This is a genomic window from Arthrobacter sp. H-02-3 (assembly GCF_003097355.1).
GTDB lineage: Bacteria > Actinomycetota > Actinomycetes > Actinomycetales > Micrococcaceae > Arthrobacter > Arthrobacter humicola.
Genome location: NZ_PYUI01000001.1, coordinates 164420 through 183739, shown reverse-complemented (window position 1 = coordinate 183739; position 19320 = coordinate 164420). Strand labels below are relative to the sequence as shown.

The 19320-nt window shown below is 64.5% G+C and carries 22 protein-coding genes; 3 read left to right on the top strand and 19 right to left on the bottom strand.

The window, feature by feature from the left end; genetic code table 11:
• Positions 1 to 44: 44 nt before the first annotated feature.
• The 19 genes from C9424_RS00850 to C9424_RS00760 form a co-directional block, all read right to left on the bottom strand.
• Entirely contained in the window at positions 45 to 527 is a 483-nt protein-coding gene (locus tag C9424_RS00850; RefSeq protein WP_237563230.1) for an Hpt domain-containing protein, read from the bottom strand.
• Positions 528 to 704: 177 nt separating this feature from the next.
• Positions 705 to 1589: a type II secretion system F family protein gene (locus C9424_RS00845; protein ID WP_116765085.1), complete on the bottom strand. Its 885-nt coding sequence runs from the start codon at positions 1587 to 1589 to the stop codon at positions 705 to 707.
• A gap of 7 nt (positions 1590 to 1596) precedes the next feature.
• Positions 1597 to 2532, bottom strand: a complete 936-nt coding sequence (locus tag C9424_RS00840) for a type II secretion system F family protein (protein WP_116765084.1) — start codon at positions 2530 to 2532, stop codon at positions 1597 to 1599.
• A 7-nt stretch (positions 2533 to 2539) separates the two neighbouring features.
• Positions 2540 to 4072: a CpaF family protein gene (locus C9424_RS00835; RefSeq protein ID WP_116765083.1), complete on the bottom strand. Its 1533-nt coding sequence runs from the start codon at positions 4070 to 4072 to the stop codon at positions 2540 to 2542.
• Positions 4072 to 5262: an AAA family ATPase gene (locus C9424_RS00830; protein WP_116765082.1), complete on the bottom strand. Its 1191-nt coding sequence runs from the start codon at positions 5260 to 5262 to the stop codon at positions 4072 to 4074. The genes C9424_RS00835 and C9424_RS00830 overlap by 1 nt, the downstream gene beginning before the upstream one ends.
• Positions 5259 to 6023: a Flp pilus assembly protein CpaB gene (gene cpaB, locus C9424_RS00825; protein ID WP_202615724.1), complete on the bottom strand. Its 765-nt coding sequence runs from the start codon at positions 6021 to 6023 to the stop codon at positions 5259 to 5261. The genes C9424_RS00830 and cpaB (C9424_RS00825) overlap by 4 nt, the downstream gene beginning before the upstream one ends.
• A gap of 46 nt (positions 6024 to 6069) precedes the next feature.
• Positions 6070 to 7107 carry a pilus assembly protein TadG-related protein gene (locus C9424_RS00820; protein WP_116765081.1) on the bottom strand — a complete coding sequence of 346 codons (1038 nt, stop codon included), beginning with the start codon at positions 7105 to 7107 and terminating at the stop codon, positions 6070 to 6072.
• Positions 7095 to 7469 (bottom strand): TadE/TadG family type IV pilus assembly protein, encoded by a 375-nt coding sequence (locus C9424_RS00815; protein WP_116765080.1) that lies wholly within the window; start codon positions 7467 to 7469, stop codon positions 7095 to 7097. The genes C9424_RS00820 and C9424_RS00815 overlap by 13 nt, the downstream gene beginning before the upstream one ends.
• Before the next feature lie 105 nt (positions 7470 to 7574).
• Positions 7575 to 7802: a Flp family type IVb pilin gene (locus tag C9424_RS00810; protein ID WP_116765079.1), complete on the bottom strand. Its 228-nt coding sequence runs from the start codon at positions 7800 to 7802 to the stop codon at positions 7575 to 7577.
• A gap of 49 nt (positions 7803 to 7851) precedes the next feature.
• The gene (locus tag C9424_RS00805) at positions 7852 to 8064 is read right to left on the bottom strand and encodes a Flp family type IVb pilin (RefSeq protein ID WP_116765078.1); all 213 of its coding nucleotides are present in this window, start codon (positions 8062 to 8064) and stop codon (positions 7852 to 7854) included.
• Between the two features lie 249 nt (positions 8065 to 8313).
• Entirely contained in the window at positions 8314 to 9195 is an 882-nt protein-coding gene (locus tag C9424_RS00800; RefSeq protein ID WP_116765077.1) for a type II secretion system F family protein, read from the bottom strand.
• Positions 9196 to 9213: 18 nt separating this feature from the next.
• Complete coding sequence (locus C9424_RS00795; protein WP_116765076.1) at positions 9214 to 10164, bottom strand: type II secretion system F family protein; 951 nt, start codon at positions 10162 to 10164, stop codon at positions 9214 to 9216.
• Between the two features lie 2 nt (positions 10165 to 10166).
• Positions 10167 to 11636, bottom strand: a complete 1470-nt coding sequence (locus C9424_RS00790; RefSeq protein WP_116765075.1) for a CpaF family protein — start codon at positions 11634 to 11636, stop codon at positions 10167 to 10169.
• Positions 11633 to 12838, bottom strand: coding sequence for an AAA family ATPase (locus C9424_RS00785; RefSeq protein WP_116765074.1), 1206 nt, complete (start codon positions 12836 to 12838; stop codon positions 11633 to 11635). The genes C9424_RS00790 and C9424_RS00785 overlap by 4 nt, the downstream gene beginning before the upstream one ends.
• Complete coding sequence (gene cpaB, locus C9424_RS00780) at positions 12835 to 13614, bottom strand: Flp pilus assembly protein CpaB (protein ID WP_202615723.1); 780 nt, start codon at positions 13612 to 13614, stop codon at positions 12835 to 12837. The genes C9424_RS00785 and cpaB (C9424_RS00780) overlap by 4 nt, the downstream gene beginning before the upstream one ends.
• A gap of 20 nt (positions 13615 to 13634) precedes the next feature.
• Entirely contained in the window at positions 13635 to 14657 is a 1023-nt protein-coding gene (locus tag C9424_RS00775; protein WP_116765072.1) for a pilus assembly protein TadG-related protein, read from the bottom strand.
• A complete protein-coding gene (locus C9424_RS00770; protein ID WP_116765071.1) occupies positions 14645 to 15052 on the bottom strand; it encodes a TadE/TadG family type IV pilus assembly protein in 408 nt (135 codons plus the stop codon). Before C9424_RS00770 ends, C9424_RS00775 begins: the two co-directional genes overlap by 13 nt.
• A gap of 126 nt (positions 15053 to 15178) precedes the next feature.
• A complete protein-coding gene (locus C9424_RS00765; protein ID WP_202615722.1) occupies positions 15179 to 15385 on the bottom strand; it encodes a Flp family type IVb pilin in 207 nt (68 codons plus the stop codon).
• A gap of 270 nt (positions 15386 to 15655) precedes the next feature.
• Positions 15656 to 16357 (bottom strand): prepilin peptidase, encoded by a 702-nt coding sequence (locus C9424_RS00760; protein WP_116765069.1) that lies wholly within the window; start codon positions 16355 to 16357, stop codon positions 15656 to 15658.
• A gap of 316 nt (positions 16358 to 16673) precedes the next feature.
• Here C9424_RS00760 and rplM point away from each other — a divergent pair, with 316 nt between their 5' ends.
• The 3 genes from rplM to glmM all read left to right on the top strand — a co-directional run bounded on the left by rplM (position 16674) and on the right by glmM (position 19224).
• Positions 16674 to 17117, top strand: coding sequence for a 50S ribosomal protein L13 (rplM, locus tag C9424_RS00755; protein WP_015937805.1), 444 nt, complete (start codon positions 16674 to 16676; stop codon positions 17115 to 17117).
• A gap of 36 nt (positions 17118 to 17153) precedes the next feature.
• A complete protein-coding gene (gene rpsI / locus C9424_RS00750) occupies positions 17154 to 17663 on the top strand; it encodes a 30S ribosomal protein S9 (RefSeq protein WP_018773707.1) in 510 nt (169 codons plus the stop codon).
• Between the two features lie 199 nt (positions 17664 to 17862).
• Positions 17863 to 19224 (top strand): phosphoglucosamine mutase, encoded by a 1362-nt coding sequence (gene glmM / locus C9424_RS00745; protein WP_116765068.1) that lies wholly within the window; start codon positions 17863 to 17865, stop codon positions 19222 to 19224.
• The last annotated feature ends 96 nt before the right edge of the window (positions 19225 to 19320 follow it).

The following is a 19320-nucleotide window of genomic DNA, read 5'->3' as shown; positions in this document are numbered from 1 at the left end:
TTGCGCGCGTGCCTTGCATGCACGGGCTTGCGTTCCCGGCAGGCCTAGCTTTCCCACAGGACATAGCTGAACTGAAGCTCGTCAACAGTTTCGTCGCCCCGTTCGGCGACGTCGTGCAGGAGGGACAGGGCGTGGTCCATGTCCCCGGCCCTGAGCGCGCCCTCCAGCTCGCCGGCGAGCTGGGCCAGGCGCAGGCCGCCCACCATCGCGGAGGACGTCTTCAGGCTCAGCACCGCGTCCATGGACCCTGCGAGGTCGCCGCGCTCCAGGGCTGAGGCGAGCGAGCGGTAGCGCTGGTCCCACATCTTGGTGTAATCCCTGGCGAAGCCCTTCGCCACGGCCGGACTGTCGAGCTGGACACCAAGGTCCTGGAGCGCCGCAGGGTCCACGAGCGGGGCCGCCGCCGGGAGAGCCGCCACCAGGGCACTGGAGGCCGTGAGGGCGGGCGCCGGCAGTCCGGGGGAGGCTGTGGGGGCGAGGACCATGCTCGCATCTCCGTCATCGGGGCAGGCGCTGGGAAGGGACATGTGCCCACGCTACTTGCTGATTCAGTCGAAGCCGGGGACTCCGGTCTATCCTGCGGAAACCTTGAGGCTTTCCGCAGGGGAACCGTCCAAAGCGGGTATTGCCGCAGCCAGGCGGCCGCCGTGGCGCCTCACGGCGGAGCGGCGGCCAAACTGGCCGCTGAAGGCGGATGCATGCCGCTACTGGCCGCTGAAGGTGTCTATGGCGTTGATGACGGCCGGGCCCAGGATGGCGATGAAGAGCACCGGGAAGATGAAGAACAGCAGCGGGAACAGGATGGTGACGGGCAGCTTCATGGCCTTCTCCTCGGCCCGCTGCCGGCGTTTGACCCGCATGACCTTCGCCTGCACGCGCAGCACCCGGCTGATGGCGATGCCGTACGTATCGGCCTGGACGACGGCCTGGACGAAGCTGCGGAGCTCGGGCACATTGGTCCGCTCCGCCAGAGCTACGTAGGACTCGCGGCGGCTTCGCCCCACCTGCATGTCCTGGAGTGTGCGGATCAGCTCTTCCGCCAGGGGGCCCTTGCCGTTCTCGCCCGCCCGGGCCATGGCGCCTTCGAAGCCCAGGCCCGCTTCGACGGAGATGAGCATCTGGTCCAGCGTGTTGGCCAGCTCCAGCTGCAGGATCTTCTGCCGTTCCTGCCCCTTGCTGTAGAGCAGGAGATCCGGGATGAAGTAGCCCAGGAGGAACACAAAGATTCCCACGAGCTTGAGGATCGGCGTCGTGCCGTTGGCGCCGATCCAGAAGCCCAGCAGGGCACCCAGAAGGCCGAGCAGCGGCTTGGCCGCGAGAACGCGTCCCAGCGGCAGCGAGGCGGGGCGCCCGGCGAGGGACAGCAGCCTGTCCAGCTTGCGGACGTAGGCAGAGGGCGTGAGCCGGTAGCCGGCCCGTTCCAGCAGGCCGCTGTGCGCCCGCTGGGTGAGTTCGGCAGGGTCCGTGCCCAGCGCGAGAATCTCCCGCGTGGCGCGCTGCGATTTCCGGTCGACGGACAGCAACGACCACACCAGATAGCCCAACGGCACGGATACCAGCAGCATGGCAAGGAGGACGGAAGGCGCCATCGCTGCCTCAGAACTTCAGGTCGATGATTTTGCGCATCCACAGACCGCCAATGGTCATGAGGATCACGGAGGCGACGATCATGCCCCAGCCCAGCGGATGCGTGAACATGACGTTCATGTAGCCCGGGTTGACCAGCATCAGCATCACCACGATCCCGATCGGCATGGCCATGAGGATATAGGCGGAGAACTTGCCTTCGGCCGCGAGGGACTTGATGTGGCCCTTGATCTCGCTGCGCTCGCGGATGGTCTCGTTGACCTGGTCCAGGACTTCGGCGAGGTTGCCACCCACCTCGCGGTTGATCTGGATGGCCTGGGCGATCCAGACAAAGTCCTCGTTCCGCATCCGGTCCGCGGTATCGCTGAGGGATGCCAACAGGTCCCGGCCCAGGCTTGTCTCCGTGACCACGCGGCGCATCTCCTCCGACGTCGGGCTCTGCGATTCGGACGCGGCTGCGTCGATGGCGCGCAGGATGCTGTGGCCGGCGCGGAGGCCCCCGGAGAGCAGCTGCAGGGTGTCGCCGAGCTGCTGATCGAACTTGGTGCGGCGCTTGCCGGTCAGGAAACCGATCACGAGGTGTCCCGCCACCGGGGCCAGCATGACAAGCATGACCGCCAGCAGCGGCCCCGCGACGACCAAGCCGGCAATGGCGCCCGCCACGGCCCCGGCCAGCAGCAGAACGTAGAAGTCCGCCTGGCTCAGGCGCAGTCCGGCCTGTTCCAGGGTCTCGCGGTTGAAGAACCGGACCGTGCGCCGGGAGAAAAAGCCGTCAACCAGGTGGACTGCCGAGCCGGCGAACCGCGTCAGCTGCGATTCGGGCTGGCCCTCGGCGGGCCTGCGCCGGTCCAGAGGCACACTCGCCCCGCCCGGGGCCAGCAGCACGATCCCCAGGACCAGGACGGCGCAGAACAGCAGGCCGATGCCAAGAGGCAGCAGGGTCATGGACAGATCACGACCTTCCGGCCGGCGCCAGCGGCGCGCCGAACACGTTGGCGGAGACATGGATGCCCAGGTCCTCGAAGCGGTCGATGAAGCGCGGGCGGATGCCGGTGGGGACCGGCTTGCCGAGGAACCGGCCGTGGGCATCGACGCCGGCGGTGTAGTCGAACACGAAGGCGTCTTGGAGCGTGACGATGTCCCCTTCCATGCCCTGGACCTCGGTCACATGGGTGATGCGCCGGGTCCCGTCCCGCAGCCGGGAGATCTGAATGATGAGGTTGACGGCCGAGGCGATCTGCTCCCTGATGGCGCGCAGCGGCAGGTCCATGCCGGCCATGAGCACGAGCGTCTCGAGGCGGGCTACAGCATCCCGGGGGGAGTTGGAGTGGACGGTGGAGAGCGAGCCGTCGTGGCCGGTGTTCATGGCCTGGAGCATGTCCAGCGATTCGCCGCCGCGGACCTCGCCCACCACAATCCGGTCGGGCCGCATACGCAGGGAGTTCCGCAGCAGCTCACGGATGGTGACCTCGCCCTTGCCCTCCGTGTTCGGCGGCCGGCTTTCCAGCCGCACCACATGTTCCTGCTGGATCTGGAGCTCGACGGCGTCCTCGATGGTTACGATCCGCTCGTCGTGGGGGAGGAATGAGGACAGTACGTTGAGCAGCGTGGTCTTGCCTGTGCCGGTGCCGCCGGAGACGATGATGTTGAGCTTGGCCTTCACGCAGGCATTGAGCAGTTCTGCCATTTCCGGCGTCAGCGTGCCGAACTCGATGAGGTTCCGGACTGTCAACGGCACCTTGCTGAACTTTCGGATGGTCAGCGACGAACCGCCGACGGCGAGCGGCGGGATGACGGCGTTGACGCGGGACCCGTCCTCGAGCCGCGCGTCCACGAGCGGCGAGGACTCGTCGATCCGCCGGCCCACCTTGGAGACGATGCGCTCGATCACCTTGCGCAGGTGATCCTCGGAGCTGAAGCGCGACTCAGTCAGGGTGAGTTTGCCGTGCCGTTCCACGTAGATCTGGTCCATCCGGTTGACCATGATTTCCGTGACGGCGGGATCATCGAGCAGGCGCTGCAGCGGGCCGTAGCCCAGGACGTCGTCGGCGACGTCGCGGACCAGACGGGCACGCTCCTCGGCGGATAGGGGGACCTGTTCCGCGTCGATGATGCGTGTCAGCTCTTCCCGCGCGGAGGTGCGGAGGTCATCCTCCTTGGAGGCGGAATCGTTGAAGCGGGTTCCCATGCGCTCAAACAACGCCGTGGCAGCCCGCTGCTTGAGGGCCGCGAAGGCATCGACGGGCTGCTGGCCCTTGCCGCGGGCCGGCTCGGGAGTGCTGGCGTGAGTCCCGCCATGAGTCCCGCCATGAGTCCCGCCGGTGTTGCCTGCGGTGTTGACGGTGTGTGCGGCCGGAAGTGCGAGGCTGGGGAGCTCGACGACGACGGCGCTGTCCGCCGTCGTCGCCTGCCTGTGGGATGGGAGGGGAACAATGGGGGCGTCGGCGGTGCCTTCGACGGAGCGGAGCCGTTCGGAGAGCTTCATCAGACCACCACCCGCCGGTGCAGTTTCTTCTGGGCAGTGGCGCGCCAGGCGGGATCGAACCGGTCCACAAGCTGTTTCAGGCCCTTGACGGCAGGGTCCTTGCGGCCGTCCTGCAGCACCGGCACGCCGCGGTTAGTGGAGAACGCGACTGCCTTGGACCGGGGGATACTGACGTCCACGGGTGCGCCGATGGTCGCCTCGACGTCCTGGACGCTCAGCCCGGACTTGGAGTCGGCCATGTTCAGGACCACGTGGCGGGTCTCGGGAAGCAGGTCCAGGCGCCGGAGGATTTCCAGGCCGGAGCGCAGCCCGCGAATGCTGGGGACGTCCATGGCGGTCACCCAGACGGCATCGGTGCATTGTTCGAGTGCGGCCAGTCCCACCTCGGGTAGCCCGGGCGCTGTGTCGACCACGACGTACTGGAACTGCTCCGCGAGCTGTTCGAGCAGCCGGGTGACCTGATGCGGTGTGATGTCATCAGCTTCCTCCGGCGTCCGGGGAGCGCAGAGCGCGTAGATGTTCCCGGGGTGGACCGTGAGGAAAGCTTTGAGGACGAGGGAATCCTGGCTGGCCGAGGACGAAACGGCATCGGTCACGGTGTGCTCCGGGTTCAGATACAGGCCCGAAGCCACGTCCCCGAACTGCAGGTCCAGGTCCACGATCACCACGCCCATGGGCGCCACCTTGCCCAGCCCGATCGCGATGTTGGTGGCAATCGTGGTCTTACCGACCCCGCCCTTGGGGGAGAAGACACCGATCACCAGCCCTCTGGCACTGTCCGGCTGCTTGGCCGTTGAGGTCCGGCTTCGGGTGGCGAATGACTGGCAGGCCCGCTCCAGCAGCACCCGGATCTGCGCGGGATCCGCCGCCGGGCTGAGGATGTCGCGGATGCCGGCCCGCATGGCCAGCAGTACAAAGTTCGGATCTGCCTCGCCCACCAGGATGACGCTGAGCTCGGGGAGTTGGACGTCGAACACGGTCGCCAGGCGCAGAGCATCCTCCACGGGCACGTCCGGCCCCAGGATCAGGACCTCGGGACGTTCCTGGTTGAGGTTCGCGAACAGCTCCGCCGGGTTGGCCGGATTCACGAACGCGAAGGTCTGCAGGCCGCCTGGCAGACCGCCGGCGAGGGCCTGCCGGACGCGGGCATCAAAATCCGTATTGGGGGATATCAGGACAAAGCGGCTCATTTGTACACCTCTGGTTTCGTCATGATTCCTGGCCGGCCGCTGTCCGTGGCGTTGAGCGGTTCCTTGCTCAGCCAGATCTTGGCGAATTCCGCGGCGTACACAATCTTGGCGGCGTCCACATCGTTCACGGCGACCGTCAGCAACAGCGACCCTGTTGGAAGCGACGTGTCCTGTGCCGGGGCGGTGGAGCCCGGGGAAGGCTGGGAAGACGGGGCTGCCGATGGTGCCCGCTGCACCGAAGTCACGAGAACTTTGTGGACTGTCAGTTGGGTGGTTTGCTTGTCCGCCTTGGCCTCCAGTCCTCCGCTGTCGAGATTGACGAAGATGCCGATGTGATCGCCAGCCTCGATCCGGCCGCCGACAACGCGCTGCGGCTCCAACTGGAAGGACACCTCCTGGAGCCCCACGGGGACCTGTACCGATCCGCTGGCCTTCAGCTCCTCGGGGGCGATCAGGCGCTCGGCGACGAGCTGCTCGCCCGGGAGCAGATCGACGGCGGTGACCTTGCCGGTCAGGCCGTCCAGGTTGCGGAGCGCGGATTTGGCGACGGCCGTGCCCGGCAGTTTCTGGGTGGTGAGGAACGGCAGCAAGGCCTCGACGGTGGTGCCTGCGGGGACGGCTTGCGCCACGACGAGGACGTCCTGGGGGTCCAGGCCCTGGACAGCCCGCTCGTCGGCTCCCTGCGCATAGCTGACCACCACGATGGCTCCGATGACGGCCAGCACCAGGGCCGCGATTCCTGCCAATAAGCGTGACTTCAAAAACTGCTCCTGAACTGGTGGGTGGACGGGGCGGCAACGGCTGGTGCTATTGCGTGAGTTTCACGACGGTGGCTCCATAAGCGTCCACGGGCCCAAGGGTGAAACCGTTCGCCAGCGACACGTACTGGATGAAGCTCCCGATGATGCCGCGGCAGTTGCCGTCACATTTCACTGCCGATGGAACGTCGGGAGACTTGTTGTGGAACGAGTCGGGGAGGCTGTTGTTACCGCTGAAACTCCAGCCGGCGACCTTGAAGGCCGCAAATGAGATCAGCCCATATACGGCGCCGGCTCCGGTGCCGGTCACCTTATTGAAGACGGGTAGCAGGACAACGACGTCTCGGCCCGCGGTGATATCGGCAGCCCAGCGCTGAAGCGTTGCGTCGCAGGCAGCAGGGGCGCTGTTGCCTGGATCGCTTCCTCCTTCGCTGACTGCAAGGTCTATCAGCCCCCCGCAAATGCCGGGATCGTTAGGGAGCCACCCGAAGCCGCCCTCGACCGCAGCCCCGGACGGTCCGTAGTTGCAGCTGGGGTTGGCGCCGCTGCCGTGGCTCTGGAGCAATTGCAGAGTCCCGTCGACGTGCCCCTTGACCTGGCAGATGGAAAAAGTCAGGGGAAAAGCCGTTGTCCCGGCAACCGGGCTGCCCCACTTGGCCGTCGATGGGGCATTGACCTCGGTGCTGTTGAAGCCAAGGGCGCGGCCAAAAAACAGCGAGACGTTGTTGGCCTGCTTGCCCGCTTCCTGGGCGCCGGCAACCACTGTGACGGTCCGCGCATTCTTGTCCAACAGGAGGGACTTCACGTTGCTCAGCCCGTCCCCGGCATTGCTGTTCGCGAGACCGGCGGCAAGCGTGGAAGTGCTGGAACAGTCCGGATCATTGACGTCTTTCGCGCACTTCTGGGCAACGGCAATGGCGGCGGCATCGGCTCCGTTCCGCAACTGGGTCCGTTCTGCGTAGAGGACGCCGGTGTCGACGGCGAGGGCCGCAAAGCCCAGGAGGACCACCATGAGGATTGCGACAAGAACGCTGATGGCCCCGTGCTCGCTGGTCCCTGCCGCGATTCCCCTGCCTAGCCTCCGCATACCATTACTCCTTTGCCTTGCATCGGGAACGGCCCGGCGATGCCGGTCATGGTGGCGAGGGTGTAGCTGATGGTGAACGTCACTTGCGCTCCGGTGGTGCACGTAGCGGGGCTGACGGTGATGTTGGCGTCCGTCAAGGCGGGCTTCAGCGCTGTCACGGCGTTCTTGGCGGCGGTTCGCGCTGCCGTGGCGTCGTTGCCTATGGCCATCACGCGCACGCCTTCGCGGGCGGCGCTGGACAGTGAAATCTGGACATTGTAGGCGCGACCGAATTCCATGATGCCCAGTAGCAGCATGATCAGTACCGGAGCCAGGAGCGCAAACTCCACAGCAGCGGCCCCCCGTTCTTTTGTCTTGGACATGGGGGACCGCCTTTCTGCCTGTGGATTGCCGGCGATGGACGTCTGGTGGCGGCACCGGTCCGCCACCACACATTCACGCGCCGATGCGTTCGGGGCCGATGCCGATTACGGCGTGCAGGTTGCCTGCCCGGCCGCTCCTCCGGCAGCGAAAGTCCCATGCGATACCGAGCATTGGACTTGCACGAAGGTGTCATGCAAGGTGCCACCGAGGAGAGTTACGGCGACGATGATCACGACGGCTATCAGCGAGACCATGATGCCGTATTCAACGGCGGTGGCGCCGCGCTGGTCGCGGCAAAGACGGGCAGTGATGTTACTTAAGAAAGAACGCATGGATGCCTCCTGAACGGGCTGGCTAGCAGAGAATGAACTCGCCGGGGCGCTACGCGCAAGTCGACGTAGCGGCTGTCCAGGTCTTACCTGAAACCTGGCATTGCACCTGGTTGAACGTGTTTTTCATCGTGGTGCCGAGGAGCGTCACGGCGACGATGATCACGACGGCAATGAGGGAGACCATGATGCCGTACTCGACGGCGGTGGCGCCGCGCTGGTCGCGGCGAAGACGGGTTGCGAAAGCGGAGAGAAAGGAACGCATTGTTAACTCCTGAGCGAGTTGGGCGGCTGGTCCTGCACCAGCGCTGAGGGAAACGTAGCAAGCACCGACACGCCGGTGATTCGCCTTTGACGCATCCTGTGCTAAGGCTTCCCAAACTGCACGTTTCCTGTACATTCCCTGCGCTCATCTTGCGCCCATCGTGCGTCGGGCACGCCGAAGGACCCCCTCGGCTCTGGGTCCAAGGGGGTCCGGTCTGTGGCTGCCCGAAATGACGGGACGCCCGCTGGATCAGCGGCTGGCGAACATATCCATGATGTTCATGACTGTGGGGCCAAGTACCACGATGAACAGGGCCGGGAGGATTGAAAAGATCAGCGGAAATAGCATCTTCACAGGCATCTTCATTGCATGCTCCTCGGCCTGTTGCCGCCGTTTGACCCTCATGACCTTCGCCTGGGCCTTGAGGACATTGGCGATGGCAATTCCGTAAGTGTCGGCCTGGACTACAGCCCGGACGAAGGACCGCAGGTCGGGGACGTCCACGCGCTGGGCCAGAGAGATGTAGGCCTCCTTGCGCGATCTCCCCACCTGGATGTCCTGCAGGGTCCGGATGAGTTCGTCGGCCAGTGGTCCCTTCCCGGATTCCCCGGCACGGGCCATGGCGGTTTCAAAACCCAGGCCTGCCTGAACCGAAATGAGCATCTGGTCCAGCGCGTTTGGCAATTCCAGTTTTATAGCGGCCCGGCGCTTCTCCGCATAGTTGCGCAGGAGGATGTCCGGGACGAAGTAACACAGAGCTGTCACGCCCAGGGCAAGGCCAAGCTTCGCGGGCTTGGGATCAGCGGTGTAGAGAAGGATCCCCAGCACGGCTCCGGCCAAGGCCAGAAGGGGCTTGACCATGATGACGCGGGCCAGCGGCCACGCCTTTGGCCGGCCGGCAGCGGCCAATTGCTTGTCCAGCCATGCTGCGTAACCTTGCGGCATGGCCTTCCTCGCCAGCGACGCGAGCTGCTCATTGGCGCCGAGCGCCGCAGCCCCGGTCTTTTGCCGCTTACCAAGGTTGGATTGAATGTTCCTGAGTCCGGCTCGGTCGCCGGTCAGGGCTAGCCACGTCATGACGGACAGCGGGGCGATGACCGCCAGAATGGCGGCATAGGCGATGGTTTGCACTGTTCTCTCCCTGCTTCCCTAGAACTTCGGCTTGATGAGCCGGCTGAGCCAGAAGCTGCCGACCGAGAGGAGGACCACGACGGCGGCGATCATGAGGTAGCCGGGCAGTGTACTGGTGAACACCTTCGAGTAGAGGGGATTGAACAGGGTCAAACCAATGAACATCACCACAGGAAGGGAGATGAGGACCAAAGCGGAGATTCGGCCCTCAGCGCTGAGCGCCCGCACCTGGCCGCGGATCTGGTTCCGGTCCCGGATCGTTTCCCCCACGTGGTCCAAGACTTCGGCCAGGTCCCCGCCGACTTCCCGGTGGATTTCCACGGACCGGGCTATCCAGCCGAAGTCCTCGTTGTCGGTCCTGCGTGCCACCTCGTCGAGCGATTCGCCGAGGTCGCGGCCGATCCTGGTCTCATTGACCACTCTGTTCAGCTCCTCCGACATGGGCACCTCACTCTCCTGGGCAGCGGCGTCGATGGCGCGCAGCAGGCTGTGTCCGGCCCGGAGACCGCCCGAGAACATCTGCAGGGTGTCAGGCACCTGATCATCGAATTTCTTTCTCCGCCGGGAGACAAGGACATTCAGGAACACCACCAGGGCCACCGGGGTGAGCACCAGCAGCAGAATCGCGAAGAACGCCCCGCCCGTCAGGAAGCCCACCACCATTGCGGCGAAGGTCAAGGCACCAGCCATCAGCACGTAGTCGCCGGGGCCCTTCTTGAGGCCGGCAGCATCGAGCTTGTCCCTGTTCAATATGCCGGTGCCGCCGCGGCGCACGCCCTTGTTCAGGGCCTGGACTGCATGGTCAGTCAGCCTGGTAAAGGAGGAGGTCTGCGGTCCCATGTCCGGCCTTCGCCGGGACAACGGCACCGCCGACCGGGACTTGAAGACAAAGGTGAAGACCATCGCCAGTGCCGCATAGACCAGCAGGAGGCCGCCCACGAACGTGAGGGGGGACAGTTCAGGGAGCATGGCTACCGCCCCCTTGACGGCTGCACGCCGAAGACTGCCGGCGAGATGGTAATCCCGAGATCGGCGAAGCGGTCAGTGAACCGTGGCCGGACGCCGGTGGGCACCGGCTTGCCCAGGAACCGGCCGCTGCTGTCCACCCCGGCCGAGTAGTCAAAGACGAACGCATCCTGCAAGGTGACGATGTCTCCTTCCATCCCTTGGACTTCGGTGATGTGAGTGACGCGGCGGGAGCCGTCGCGGAGCCGGGAGATGTGAACGATCAGGTTCACGGCCGAGGCCACCTGCTCGCGGACGGCCCGCAGCGGGAGATCCATGCCTGCCATCAGGACTAGGGTTTCGAGCCTGGCGATAGCGTCCCGGGGGGAGTTGGCGTGGACTGTGGAGATGGAACCGTCGTGGCCGGTGTTCATGGCTTGGAGCATGTCCAGGCATTCCCCGCCGCGGACTTCGCCGACGACGATTCGGTCCGGCCGCATACGCAGGGAGTTCCGGACGAGGTCGCGGATTGAGATTTCGCCCTTTCCCTCGATGTTCCGCGGCCGGCTTTCCAACCGCACCACATGGTCCTGCTGCAGCTGCAGTTCCACAGCGTCCTCGATCGTAACGATCCGGTCCGACGCCGGAATGAACGAGGAAAGCACATTCAGCAGAGTCGTCTTGCCGGTGCCCGTGCCGCCGGACACGATGATGTTCATTCGTGCCAGCACGCAGGCCTGCAGGAGTTCCGCCATCTCGGGGGACAAGCTGCCCATCGAAATCAGGTTGTTGACGGTGAGCGGATCACGACCGAATTTCCGGATCGTGAGAGCCGGCCCGTTGACCGCCAGGGGCGGGATGATGGCGTTGACACGTGAGCCGTCGGCGAGCCGGGCGTCCACGAGCGGCGAGGACTCGTCGATGCGCCGCCCCACATGGGTCACGATCCGCTCGATCACCCGGCGAAGGGCTTCATCCGAGGTGAACTTCGTGTCCGTCAGGTGCAACTGGCCGTCGCGTTCCACGTAGATCTGGTCGTAGCGGTTGACCATGACTTCTGTGACGGCGGGATCGTCCAGGAACCGCTGGATGGGCCCGTGCCCCAGGACGTCGTCGATGATCTCGCGGATCAGACGTTGGCGTTCCTGGCCCGAGAGTGGAATCTGTTCCTCATCGACGACGGCCTTGAGTTCGTCCTTGACCGACTGGTGGAGTTCAGCTTCGCCGATCGACGAATCGGTGATCCTGGATCCGAGCCGTTCAAACAGGGCCTGGCTCGCCCGCTCCTTGAGCGCGTTGAGAGCTTCGCTGGCGATTGAGGCGGTCTGCTGGACGTCCGCGACGTCGCTGCGCGTTTCCGCAGCTGCCTTTGCCTCATGGATGCGGCCAAGCGTCGACGGGGCCTGGAAGACGTCGACCGGGGCCGGCCGCACTTCCTTTGACTTTCCTGCGGGGGCTTCTCCCCGCAGCTGTGCGAATCGGTCGGTGAGGCTCACTGGAATACCGCCCTTCTGTGCAGCTGCTTGTGAGGTCTTGCTTCCCACCCGGGCTTGAAGCGATCCACCAACTGGCGCAGTCCTTTGGATGCGGCATCCTTGCTACCGTCCTGGAGGACGGGGATACCCTTGTTGGTGGAGTAGGGAAGGTTCTTGGAACGCGGCAGCACCACGTCCACCGGGGCGCCGACTGTTGCTTCGACGTCCTTCAGCGTCAGACCCGCCCGCCGGTCGGCCATGTTCAAGACGATGTGCCGGCGTTCGGGTGCCAGATTGAGCTCTTCCAGGATCTGGAAGCCGGTCCGCATGCCCCTGATGCTGGGAACATCCATGCCACAGATCCAGACAGCATCCGTGGCCTGTTCCAGCGTCGCCAGGACGTGTTCTCCCAGACCTGGCGCCGTATCTACCACGATGTATTGGAACTCCTGCCGCAGCTGTTCGAGCAGGTGGGAGACATGGGCAGCCGTGATCCGGTCCATGTCGATCGGACTGCGCGGGGCGCAGAGGGCATAGATGCCGGCCGGGTGGACGGTCAGGTAGGTCTTGAGGACCATCGAATCCTGGCTAGCAGCCCCCATGACAGCATCCGTGATGGTGAAATCCGGTTCCAGCAGTAGGCCGCTGGCCACATCGCCGAACTGAAGGTCGAGATCGACGATTACTACGCCCATCGGAGATGTCTTGCCAAGGCCGACCGCGAGGTTGGTTGCCACCGTTGTCTTGCCAACGCCGCCCTTGGGCGACATCACAGCGATGACGCGGCCGGCGCCGCCGTGGTCGGCGTGCTCTGACGCCTGCGGGGCGAGCCCGCGCCGCCGGCCCGCCGCCGCCAGGCTGGCACGCTCCAGCATGACGCGGATGGTGTCCGCGTCGGCTGCCGGGTCCAGGAAATCCCGGACGCCGGCCCGCATGGCCTGCAGCACGGTCTCCGGAGCAGCTGTGGCGGCGAGCACCACACTGATTTCCGGGTATTGGAGGTCCATGACGGATGCGAGCTTGAGGGAACCCTCCACCGGCAGGCCAGGCCCGAGAATCAGGACCTCCGGAGGTTCTCCCTGCATCTGCCGCAGGATATCTGCCGGACCTTCCGGCAAATAGTCTGCCTGGAAGACGTGCAGTGCGCCGTGCATTCCGGTCACAGCCAGCCGGACCAGACGCTCGAAGTCACTGTTCGGGGTGATGAGTACGTAGCGGCTCATCGGAACAGTCCCGCCGTGTCAACCGCGCCGCTACCCGTCTCGAGTGCGTCACCCGGCTCTTTGGACAGGTAGATCTTGCCGAACTCCGCGGCAAAAACGATGCGCTCGGCATCGGCCGAGTTCCTTGCGAGCGTCACAAGGTAGGTGTCGTCCGTCTGTTCCTTGCTGCTGGACGTCGACGACGCCTGGGCAGTTCCCGCTGAGGAGTCCGAGGCTCCCGTCTGGGTGGCTGTGCCGTTGCTGAACTGGGCTGCCGTGACCAAGACCTTGTGGAAGCTCAGCTGGGTCTTGCTCGACTTGCCTCCGGCCTGGGCACCCGTGTCTTCCAGCGAGAGGAAGACTCCCACGGTGTCGCCGGCTTTCAAGACTCCGCCCGCTACGCGCTCAATGGGAAGCTTCAGCGTGAGCTCCTGGAGCCCTGTGGGGACCTGGACCCGCGCCGGACCAAGGAAAGCGTTCTGCTCCACCATCCGGGAGGACAGCAGTTGCTCGCCCGGCATCAGCGCAACGGCGGAGACCTTGGAGTTCAGTGTCGCGAGGTCCGTCACGCTGTTTTCGGCGATCGCGAGTTTCGGTACTGACTTCTTGGACACCGAGCCGGCGATCTCTTCGGCGGTAGCGCCGGCAGGAATGGTTTTCTGGACAATGTAGATGTTTTCAGTTTCGGTACTGGCCAGCGCGCGTTTATCAGCATTTTGGACGTACGTCACCAGCAATACAGTTCCAACAATTGCCACAAGTAATGCGGCGATGCCCCCCAGCAGGCGTGTTTTCATCGTAACTCCTTAGAAATTGCTTATTTGACGAGCTTGATATCGACGGTCCCCAAGTCGGTACCGCCCGTTCCTCCAAAAGAATCAATGGTTTCGAATTTCACGAATTGGCCAATGACGCAGCGGTTGTTGGCCGGAGTGTCACAGGCCAGGGCGCTGGTCATTCCAGGATCGCTGGCCTTGTCGCGGAATTCGTACGGGCTGTTTTGCCCGAACTTCCAGCCCCAGATCTTGAAGGTGGCGTAGCCAATGACGTGGAAGTAGCCGTTTTGTCCCTGGTTGGTGGCGTCATCGAAGACGGGGAAGGCCACTTTGACCTCACCGCCGGCAAGGATGGTGGTCTTCCAGCCGGACAGGACGTCATAACACAGCGTGGGCGGGTTGTTGCCAGGATCCGAGCCGACTCGGTTGGTGCCGGTGGTCGTCGTTGCGACGCACGGCGAGCTCTGGTCCAGCCACCCCCAGCCGCCCGGGATCTGCGTTCCGGACGGGCCCGTGCAGGTTCCGCCGGGTTTGTAGGAGATCTTCTGGACGTCTGCCGTTTGCGCTGCACTGGAGAGGTTGTAGCAATGGTTGGAGATCGCCAAGGGAAAGCTGGACCCGCTTGAGGGCGGTGCCCAGGCCGCGGTAGCGCCGGCCCGGACCGTCACCGGCGGGGCGTTCAGCGCGCTGGCGAACATCTTGGTGAGGAACCCGTTGCCGCCGTTGAGGGTGGAAGTGACCACCTTGACCTGTTTCGGAACCGACAAATCGACGGAATCGACGGTTGTGGCTCCATCGTTGGAGTTCCCCCCGCTGAGTTCTCCCGCCCAGAGCTTGGCCTGCGTGACCGTGCAGGTACCGGCCTTGTGGCACTGTTGCGCAGCGGCCATGGCGCCTGCATCCGCCGCGTTCTGGAGTTGCGCCCGTTCGGCGTAGATCTGTCCGGTGTCGACGGCCAGGGCGCCGGCACCGATGAGCACCAGCATCATCACTGCGACCAGGACGCCGGCGGCTCCGCGTTCTTTGTCGTGCTTCGCCCGGGAAGTCGCGTTTAGCCGTGGCATCGCATGGCTCCCGTTCCGTGAACGGTGACGGAACCGCCAAAAATCCCGGTCAGGGAGTTGGCCTTATAGTCAACAGCAACTTGGGCGTTGCCAGTGCTGCCGCTCGGGCAGGCGCCGGTGAAGGTATACGTGAAGCCGGCCGCGCTTAGCCCGGGCGCTCCCGCCACGGCGGCGGCCCTGGCCTGGCTTTGATCGTTGTGAAGGGCCATGTTCCTTGCCGCCTCGCGGGCGGCCTGGGTCACCGAAATCTGCAGGTTGTAGGTATACGAGAACTCAATGATTCCGCCGACCAAGGCGAGAAGGACGGGGGCGACGAGGGCGAACTCGACGGCTGCCGCGCCACGCTGCCGGCCCTGCGCCCGAGGCCGGGGCGACGGTAAACTGCTGCGCTTCATGGGATCCCCCCAGGGATAGATGCAGCTGGATGATTAAGAAAATGTGCCGCGTCCGCGAGACACGGACGCGGCACATTGGGTGTTGCTGAGACCTTCAGTTGTGCTTTGACGCTGCGTGCAGGGCTACTAGTTCTTCCAGTTGCCCACGGTGGTGCCGAGGTCGTTGAACCAGGTGTTCAGCTGGGTGCCGAAGAACGTGACGCCCAGGATGATGCCGAAGGCGATGAAGGCCACGAGGAGCGAGTATTCCGTCGCGGTGGCTCCCTTTTCGGAAGTGAGCTTGTCCTTGATGCCGGCGATGAAAGAGACCATTGAGACCATGAGACCAGTCATTTTAGTTTTTCCTTTTCCAGAGTGTGAGTAGTAAACGAATTTCCGGCAAATCCCCGATTGCTTATTTGCTGGAGCTTCGTTGGGACAACATTTGCACGGGCGCAATCGGCACGGCAATGAGGTTCGATACTCGACTTTTTGGCAGGAAAATGTGGGTACCACCTACCCTGAAACGGGGGTGTACTCAGTTTCCAAGTAGCGGAAGTGGCCGACTACTTGGTTTGCATAGTCGTGCGGCTTATTCCCCGCACGTGGCGGGGTAGGCCCTACTTAGGGGAGCAGCAGGATCACGGCCAAGCCCGCCGCCAGCATCGAAGGCCCATAAGGCACTTCCTCTGGCTTGTTTCCGCGGTTTTTGAGGACCAGGAGTACGGAAACGACGCCACCTGCGACGAACCCCAGGGCTCCCCCGTAGAACAAGTGGGACCAGCCTAGGTAGCCCAAGTACAGCCCAAGTGGTGCCGCAAGCTTCACATCCCCCATTCCGAGCCCGTTTCGGCTGGCCAAAGCCAAAATAAGGTAGGAAATGAAGAGAATTAATCCGCCGGCCACCCCCCTCAGCAGGTTTCCGGCCTCGCCGGACACCCCTGCAGCGGCTCCGAGCAGCACCAGGCCAGCCCCCAGCAGGGGCAAAACCATCCGGTTTGGCAGCAGATGGTGAATTAGGTCGATCCGCGCCAGCTGGACGCCGGCGACAGCCAGCAATACGTAGGCGGGGAGCTCAGGCGACAATCCGAAACGCCAGGCCAGTAGGCCGGACAACACACAAGTGACCGCCGCCGTCGTAATTCCTGTGCGTACTGTAGGGCTGCCGGCAAGGCGGGGGAGTGCGCGCTTGATGAAGATGTCGGCAAATAGGCCAAGGCAAGCGCCCGCGAGACCCACTCCGACTATGAAGAGAACGTCAGCAACGGACCCGAGCGGCTGAGCCGACAGTAGTGAGACGGTGCCGGCAGCGGCGGGATCTGACACGGTTCCTCCAGGGATGCGACGGGCCGGCATGGGGCAGCATGCGAAACAGCGAGCACACAGGATGCATCCGGACACCCCATTTTGACCCAAGACCCCGCGGCAGGCTATTCTTGGTAGTCGTTGTGCGTGTCCTACTCGATGGTGCGTGCCCGCTTGAGAATCCGGTTGCAGGATAGCTACTCAACGTGCACATTCGAGACCTCAGGATGACTGGTTACATAGAGCCCTCACCTCTGTTCCGGTAGCGCATAGATAGTAGGTGCACCTTGGGTGACGCCTAAAACAAGAACGCCAGAACAAGAACGAGGCAAACACCGTGCGTACGTACACCCCGAAGCCCGGCGATATCAACCGCCAGTGGCACGTCATTGACGCCACCGACGTTGTCCTTGGTCGTCTCGCCAGCCAGACCGCAATCCTGCTGCGCGGCAAGCACAAGGCCACCTTTGCGTCCCACATGGACATGGGCGACTTCGTCATCATCATCAACGCCGAAAAGGTTGCCCTTACCGGCGCCAAGCTGGAGCAGAAGCGCGCATACCGCCACTCCGGTTACCCGGGCGGCCTGACCTCCGTCAACTACGCGGAGCTGCTGGAATCCAACCCGGTCCGCGCCGTGGAGAAGGCCATCAAGGGCATGCTCCCGAAGAACTCCCTCGCTGCACAGCAGCTGGGCAAGCTGAAGGTGTACCGCGGTGCCGAGCACCCCCACGCCGCCCAGCAGCCCAAGACTTTCGAAATCACCCAGGTCGCCCAGTAGTCCTGGCCACCAACCAACTTTTAATCAAGGAGAATCGTGGCTCAGAACGAAGAACTGACCACCGAGGCCGTCGAGGCTGAGGAAAACCTGACCAGCTACACCTCGGAGAGCGGTGCTGCAGAAGCAGCTGCGCCGAAGAAGGAACGCCCGGCGCTGACCGTTGCCGGCGCTGCAGTTGGCCGTCGCAAGGAAGCCGTTGCACGCGTTCGCGTTGTGCCGGGCTCCGGCAAGTGGACCATCAACGGCCGCGAGCTGGCGAACTACTTCCCGAACAAGCTGCACCAGCAGGACGTCAACGAGCCCTTCAAGATCCTCGATCTTGACGGCGCCTACGACGTCATTGCCCGCATCCACGGTGGCGGCATCTCCGGCCAGGCCGGTGCCCTGCGCCTCGGCATCGCCCGTTCCCTGAACGAGATCGACACCGAAAACAACCGCGCCACCCTGAAGAAGGCCGGTTACCTGCGCCGCGACGCTCGCGTCATCGAGCGCAAGAAGGCCGGTCTCAAGAAGGCCCGTAAGGCTCAGCAGTACTCCAAGCGCTAAAAATGCGCCTACCCAACCGTTGGCCGCTGGCGCGACCGACGGTTGGGACCCTCGGCGCTTTTAGCGCTCGGATCCACAAGCGCTAATACCGCTTCCAAGCGCTTCTGGCGCTTGCACGAAAGCCCGTTCCGCCACTCGGCGGGGCGGGCTTTCGCCGCTTAAGCCGGACCTGCCCTGGCCATCGACTAAACTTGACCCGATGTCTAGATTATTTGGAACAGATGGAGTCCGGGGCCTGGCGAACGGTTTGCTGACCGCCGAGCTCGCTTTGCAGCTGGCGCAGGCCGCAGCCGTCGTGCTTGGCCACGACCGCAACACGAGCGGGGAGCGGCCGCGCGCCGTGGTGGCACGGGACCCGCGGGCCAGCGGTGAGTTCCTCGCCGCCGCCGTGGAAGCGGGCCTCTCGAGTTCCGGAATCGACGTCTACGACGCCGGCGTGCTTCCCACCCCGGCCGCCGCCTACCTCGTGGCGGACCTCGACGCCGACTTCGGCGTCATGATCTCCGCGTCCCACAATCCTGCGCCGGACAACGGCATTAAGTTCTTCGCCCGCGGCGGCCAGAAGCTGCCCGACGACGTCGAGGACGCCATCGAAGAGCAGCTCGGCAAGGAACCCTTCCGGCCCGTCGGCGGCGAAGTCGGACGGATCCAGCGCTTCTCCGACGCCGAGGACCGCTACATCGTGCACCTGCTCGGCACGCTTCCGCACCGTCTGGACGGCCTGAAGGTGGTCCTCGACTGCGCCCACGGTGCAGCCAGCGGCTGTTCCCCGCAGGTGTTCAAGGACGCTGGCGCCGACGTGATCCTCATAGGCGCCGAACCGGACGGACTCAACATCAACGACGGGGTGGGCTCCACCCACCTCGGCCCGCTCCAGCGGGCCGTCCTGGACCACGGGGCAGACCTTGGCATTGCCCACGACGGCGACGCCGACCGCTGCCTCGCCGTGGACCACGAAGGCACCGAAGTGGATGGCGACCAGATCATGGCGATCCTGGCCGTGGCCCTCAAGGCCTCCGGAAAGCTGAAGGACGATGTCCTGGTGGCCACCGTGATGAGCAACCTCGGCCTGAAGATCGCCCTGCGCGAGGCCGGTATCAGCCTGCGTGAAACCGGCGTGGGGGACCGCTATGTCCTCGAGGAAATGCGCAACGGCGGCTTCAGCCTGGGCGGCGAGCAGTCCGGGCACGTGATTTTTGCCGACCACGCCACCACCGGCGACGGCGTGCTGACGGGCCTGCAAATCGCAGCCCAGGTGGCCTTCACCGGGCGCCCGCTGAAGGAGCTGGCCACCGTGATGACCAAGCTGCCCCAGGTCCTCATCAACGTCCGGGGCGTGGACCGCACCCGCGTGAAGGGCGACGAAGCAGTGGCTGCTGCCGTGGCCGTCGCCGAAGCCGAACTTGGCGACACCGGACGCGTGCTGTTGCGCCCCTCCGGCACCGAGCCCGTGGTGCGCGTGATGGTCGAGGCCGGAGACCACCAGACAGCCCAGGACGTCGCGGAACGCCTGGCCCAGGTGGTCCGGACCGAGCTGGCCCTGGAACTCGTCGCCGACTAGGCCGTCGGGAGCGGTTCCGGCCGCCAGGTGTGGTCGTCGTCGGAGCCGCTTCGCGCGGCACCGTTACGGACGCTCAAAACCGGGCTACCTATCTGG

Excerpts from the sequence above, each read along its gene's own strand:
- C9424_RS00850 (WP_237563230.1), bottom strand. The coding sequence starts at position 527 with ATGTCCCTTCCCAGCGCCTGCCCCGATGACGGAGATGCGAGCATGGTC.
- C9424_RS00845 (WP_116765085.1), bottom strand. The coding sequence starts at position 1,589 with ATGGCGCCTTCCGTCCTCCTTGCCATGCTGCTGGTATCCGTGCCGTTG.
- C9424_RS00840 (WP_116765084.1), bottom strand. The coding sequence starts at position 2,532 with ATGACCCTGCTGCCTCTTGGCATCGGCCTGCTGTTCTGCGCCGTCCTG.
- C9424_RS00835 (WP_116765083.1), bottom strand. The coding sequence starts at position 4,072 with ATGAAGCTCTCCGAACGGCTCCGCTCCGTCGAAGGCACCGCCGACGCC.
- C9424_RS00830 (WP_116765082.1), bottom strand. The coding sequence starts at position 5,262 with ATGAGCCGCTTTGTCCTGATATCCCCCAATACGGATTTTGATGCCCGC.
- C9424_RS00820 (WP_116765081.1), bottom strand. The coding sequence starts at position 7,107 with ATGCGGAGGCTAGGCAGGGGAATCGCGGCAGGGACCAGCGAGCACGGG.
- C9424_RS00815 (WP_116765080.1), bottom strand. The coding sequence starts at position 7,469 with ATGTCCAAGACAAAAGAACGGGGGGCCGCTGCTGTGGAGTTTGCGCTC.
- C9424_RS00810 (WP_116765079.1), bottom strand. The coding sequence starts at position 7,802 with ATGCGTTCTTTCTTAAGTAACATCACTGCCCGTCTTTGCCGCGACCAG.
- C9424_RS00805 (WP_116765078.1), bottom strand. The coding sequence starts at position 8,064 with ATGCGTTCCTTTCTCTCCGCTTTCGCAACCCGTCTTCGCCGCGACCAG.
- C9424_RS00795 (WP_116765076.1), bottom strand. The coding sequence starts at position 10,164 with ATGCTCCCTGAACTGTCCCCCCTCACGTTCGTGGGCGGCCTCCTGCTG.
- C9424_RS00785 (WP_116765074.1), bottom strand. The coding sequence starts at position 12,838 with ATGAGCCGCTACGTACTCATCACCCCGAACAGTGACTTCGAGCGTCTG.
- cpaB (WP_202615723.1), bottom strand. The coding sequence starts at position 13,614 with ATGAAAACACGCCTGCTGGGGGGCATCGCCGCATTACTTGTGGCAATT.
- C9424_RS00775 (WP_116765072.1), bottom strand. The coding sequence starts at position 14,657 with ATGCCACGGCTAAACGCGACTTCCCGGGCGAAGCACGACAAAGAACGC.
- C9424_RS00770 (WP_116765071.1), bottom strand. The coding sequence starts at position 15,052 with ATGAAGCGCAGCAGTTTACCGTCGCCCCGGCCTCGGGCGCAGGGCCGG.
- C9424_RS00765 (WP_202615722.1), bottom strand. The coding sequence starts at position 15,385 with ATGACTGGTCTCATGGTCTCAATGGTCTCTTTCATCGCCGGCATCAAG.
- glmM (WP_116765068.1), top strand. The coding sequence starts at position 17,863 with ATGTCTAGATTATTTGGAACAGATGGAGTCCGGGGCCTGGCGAACGGT.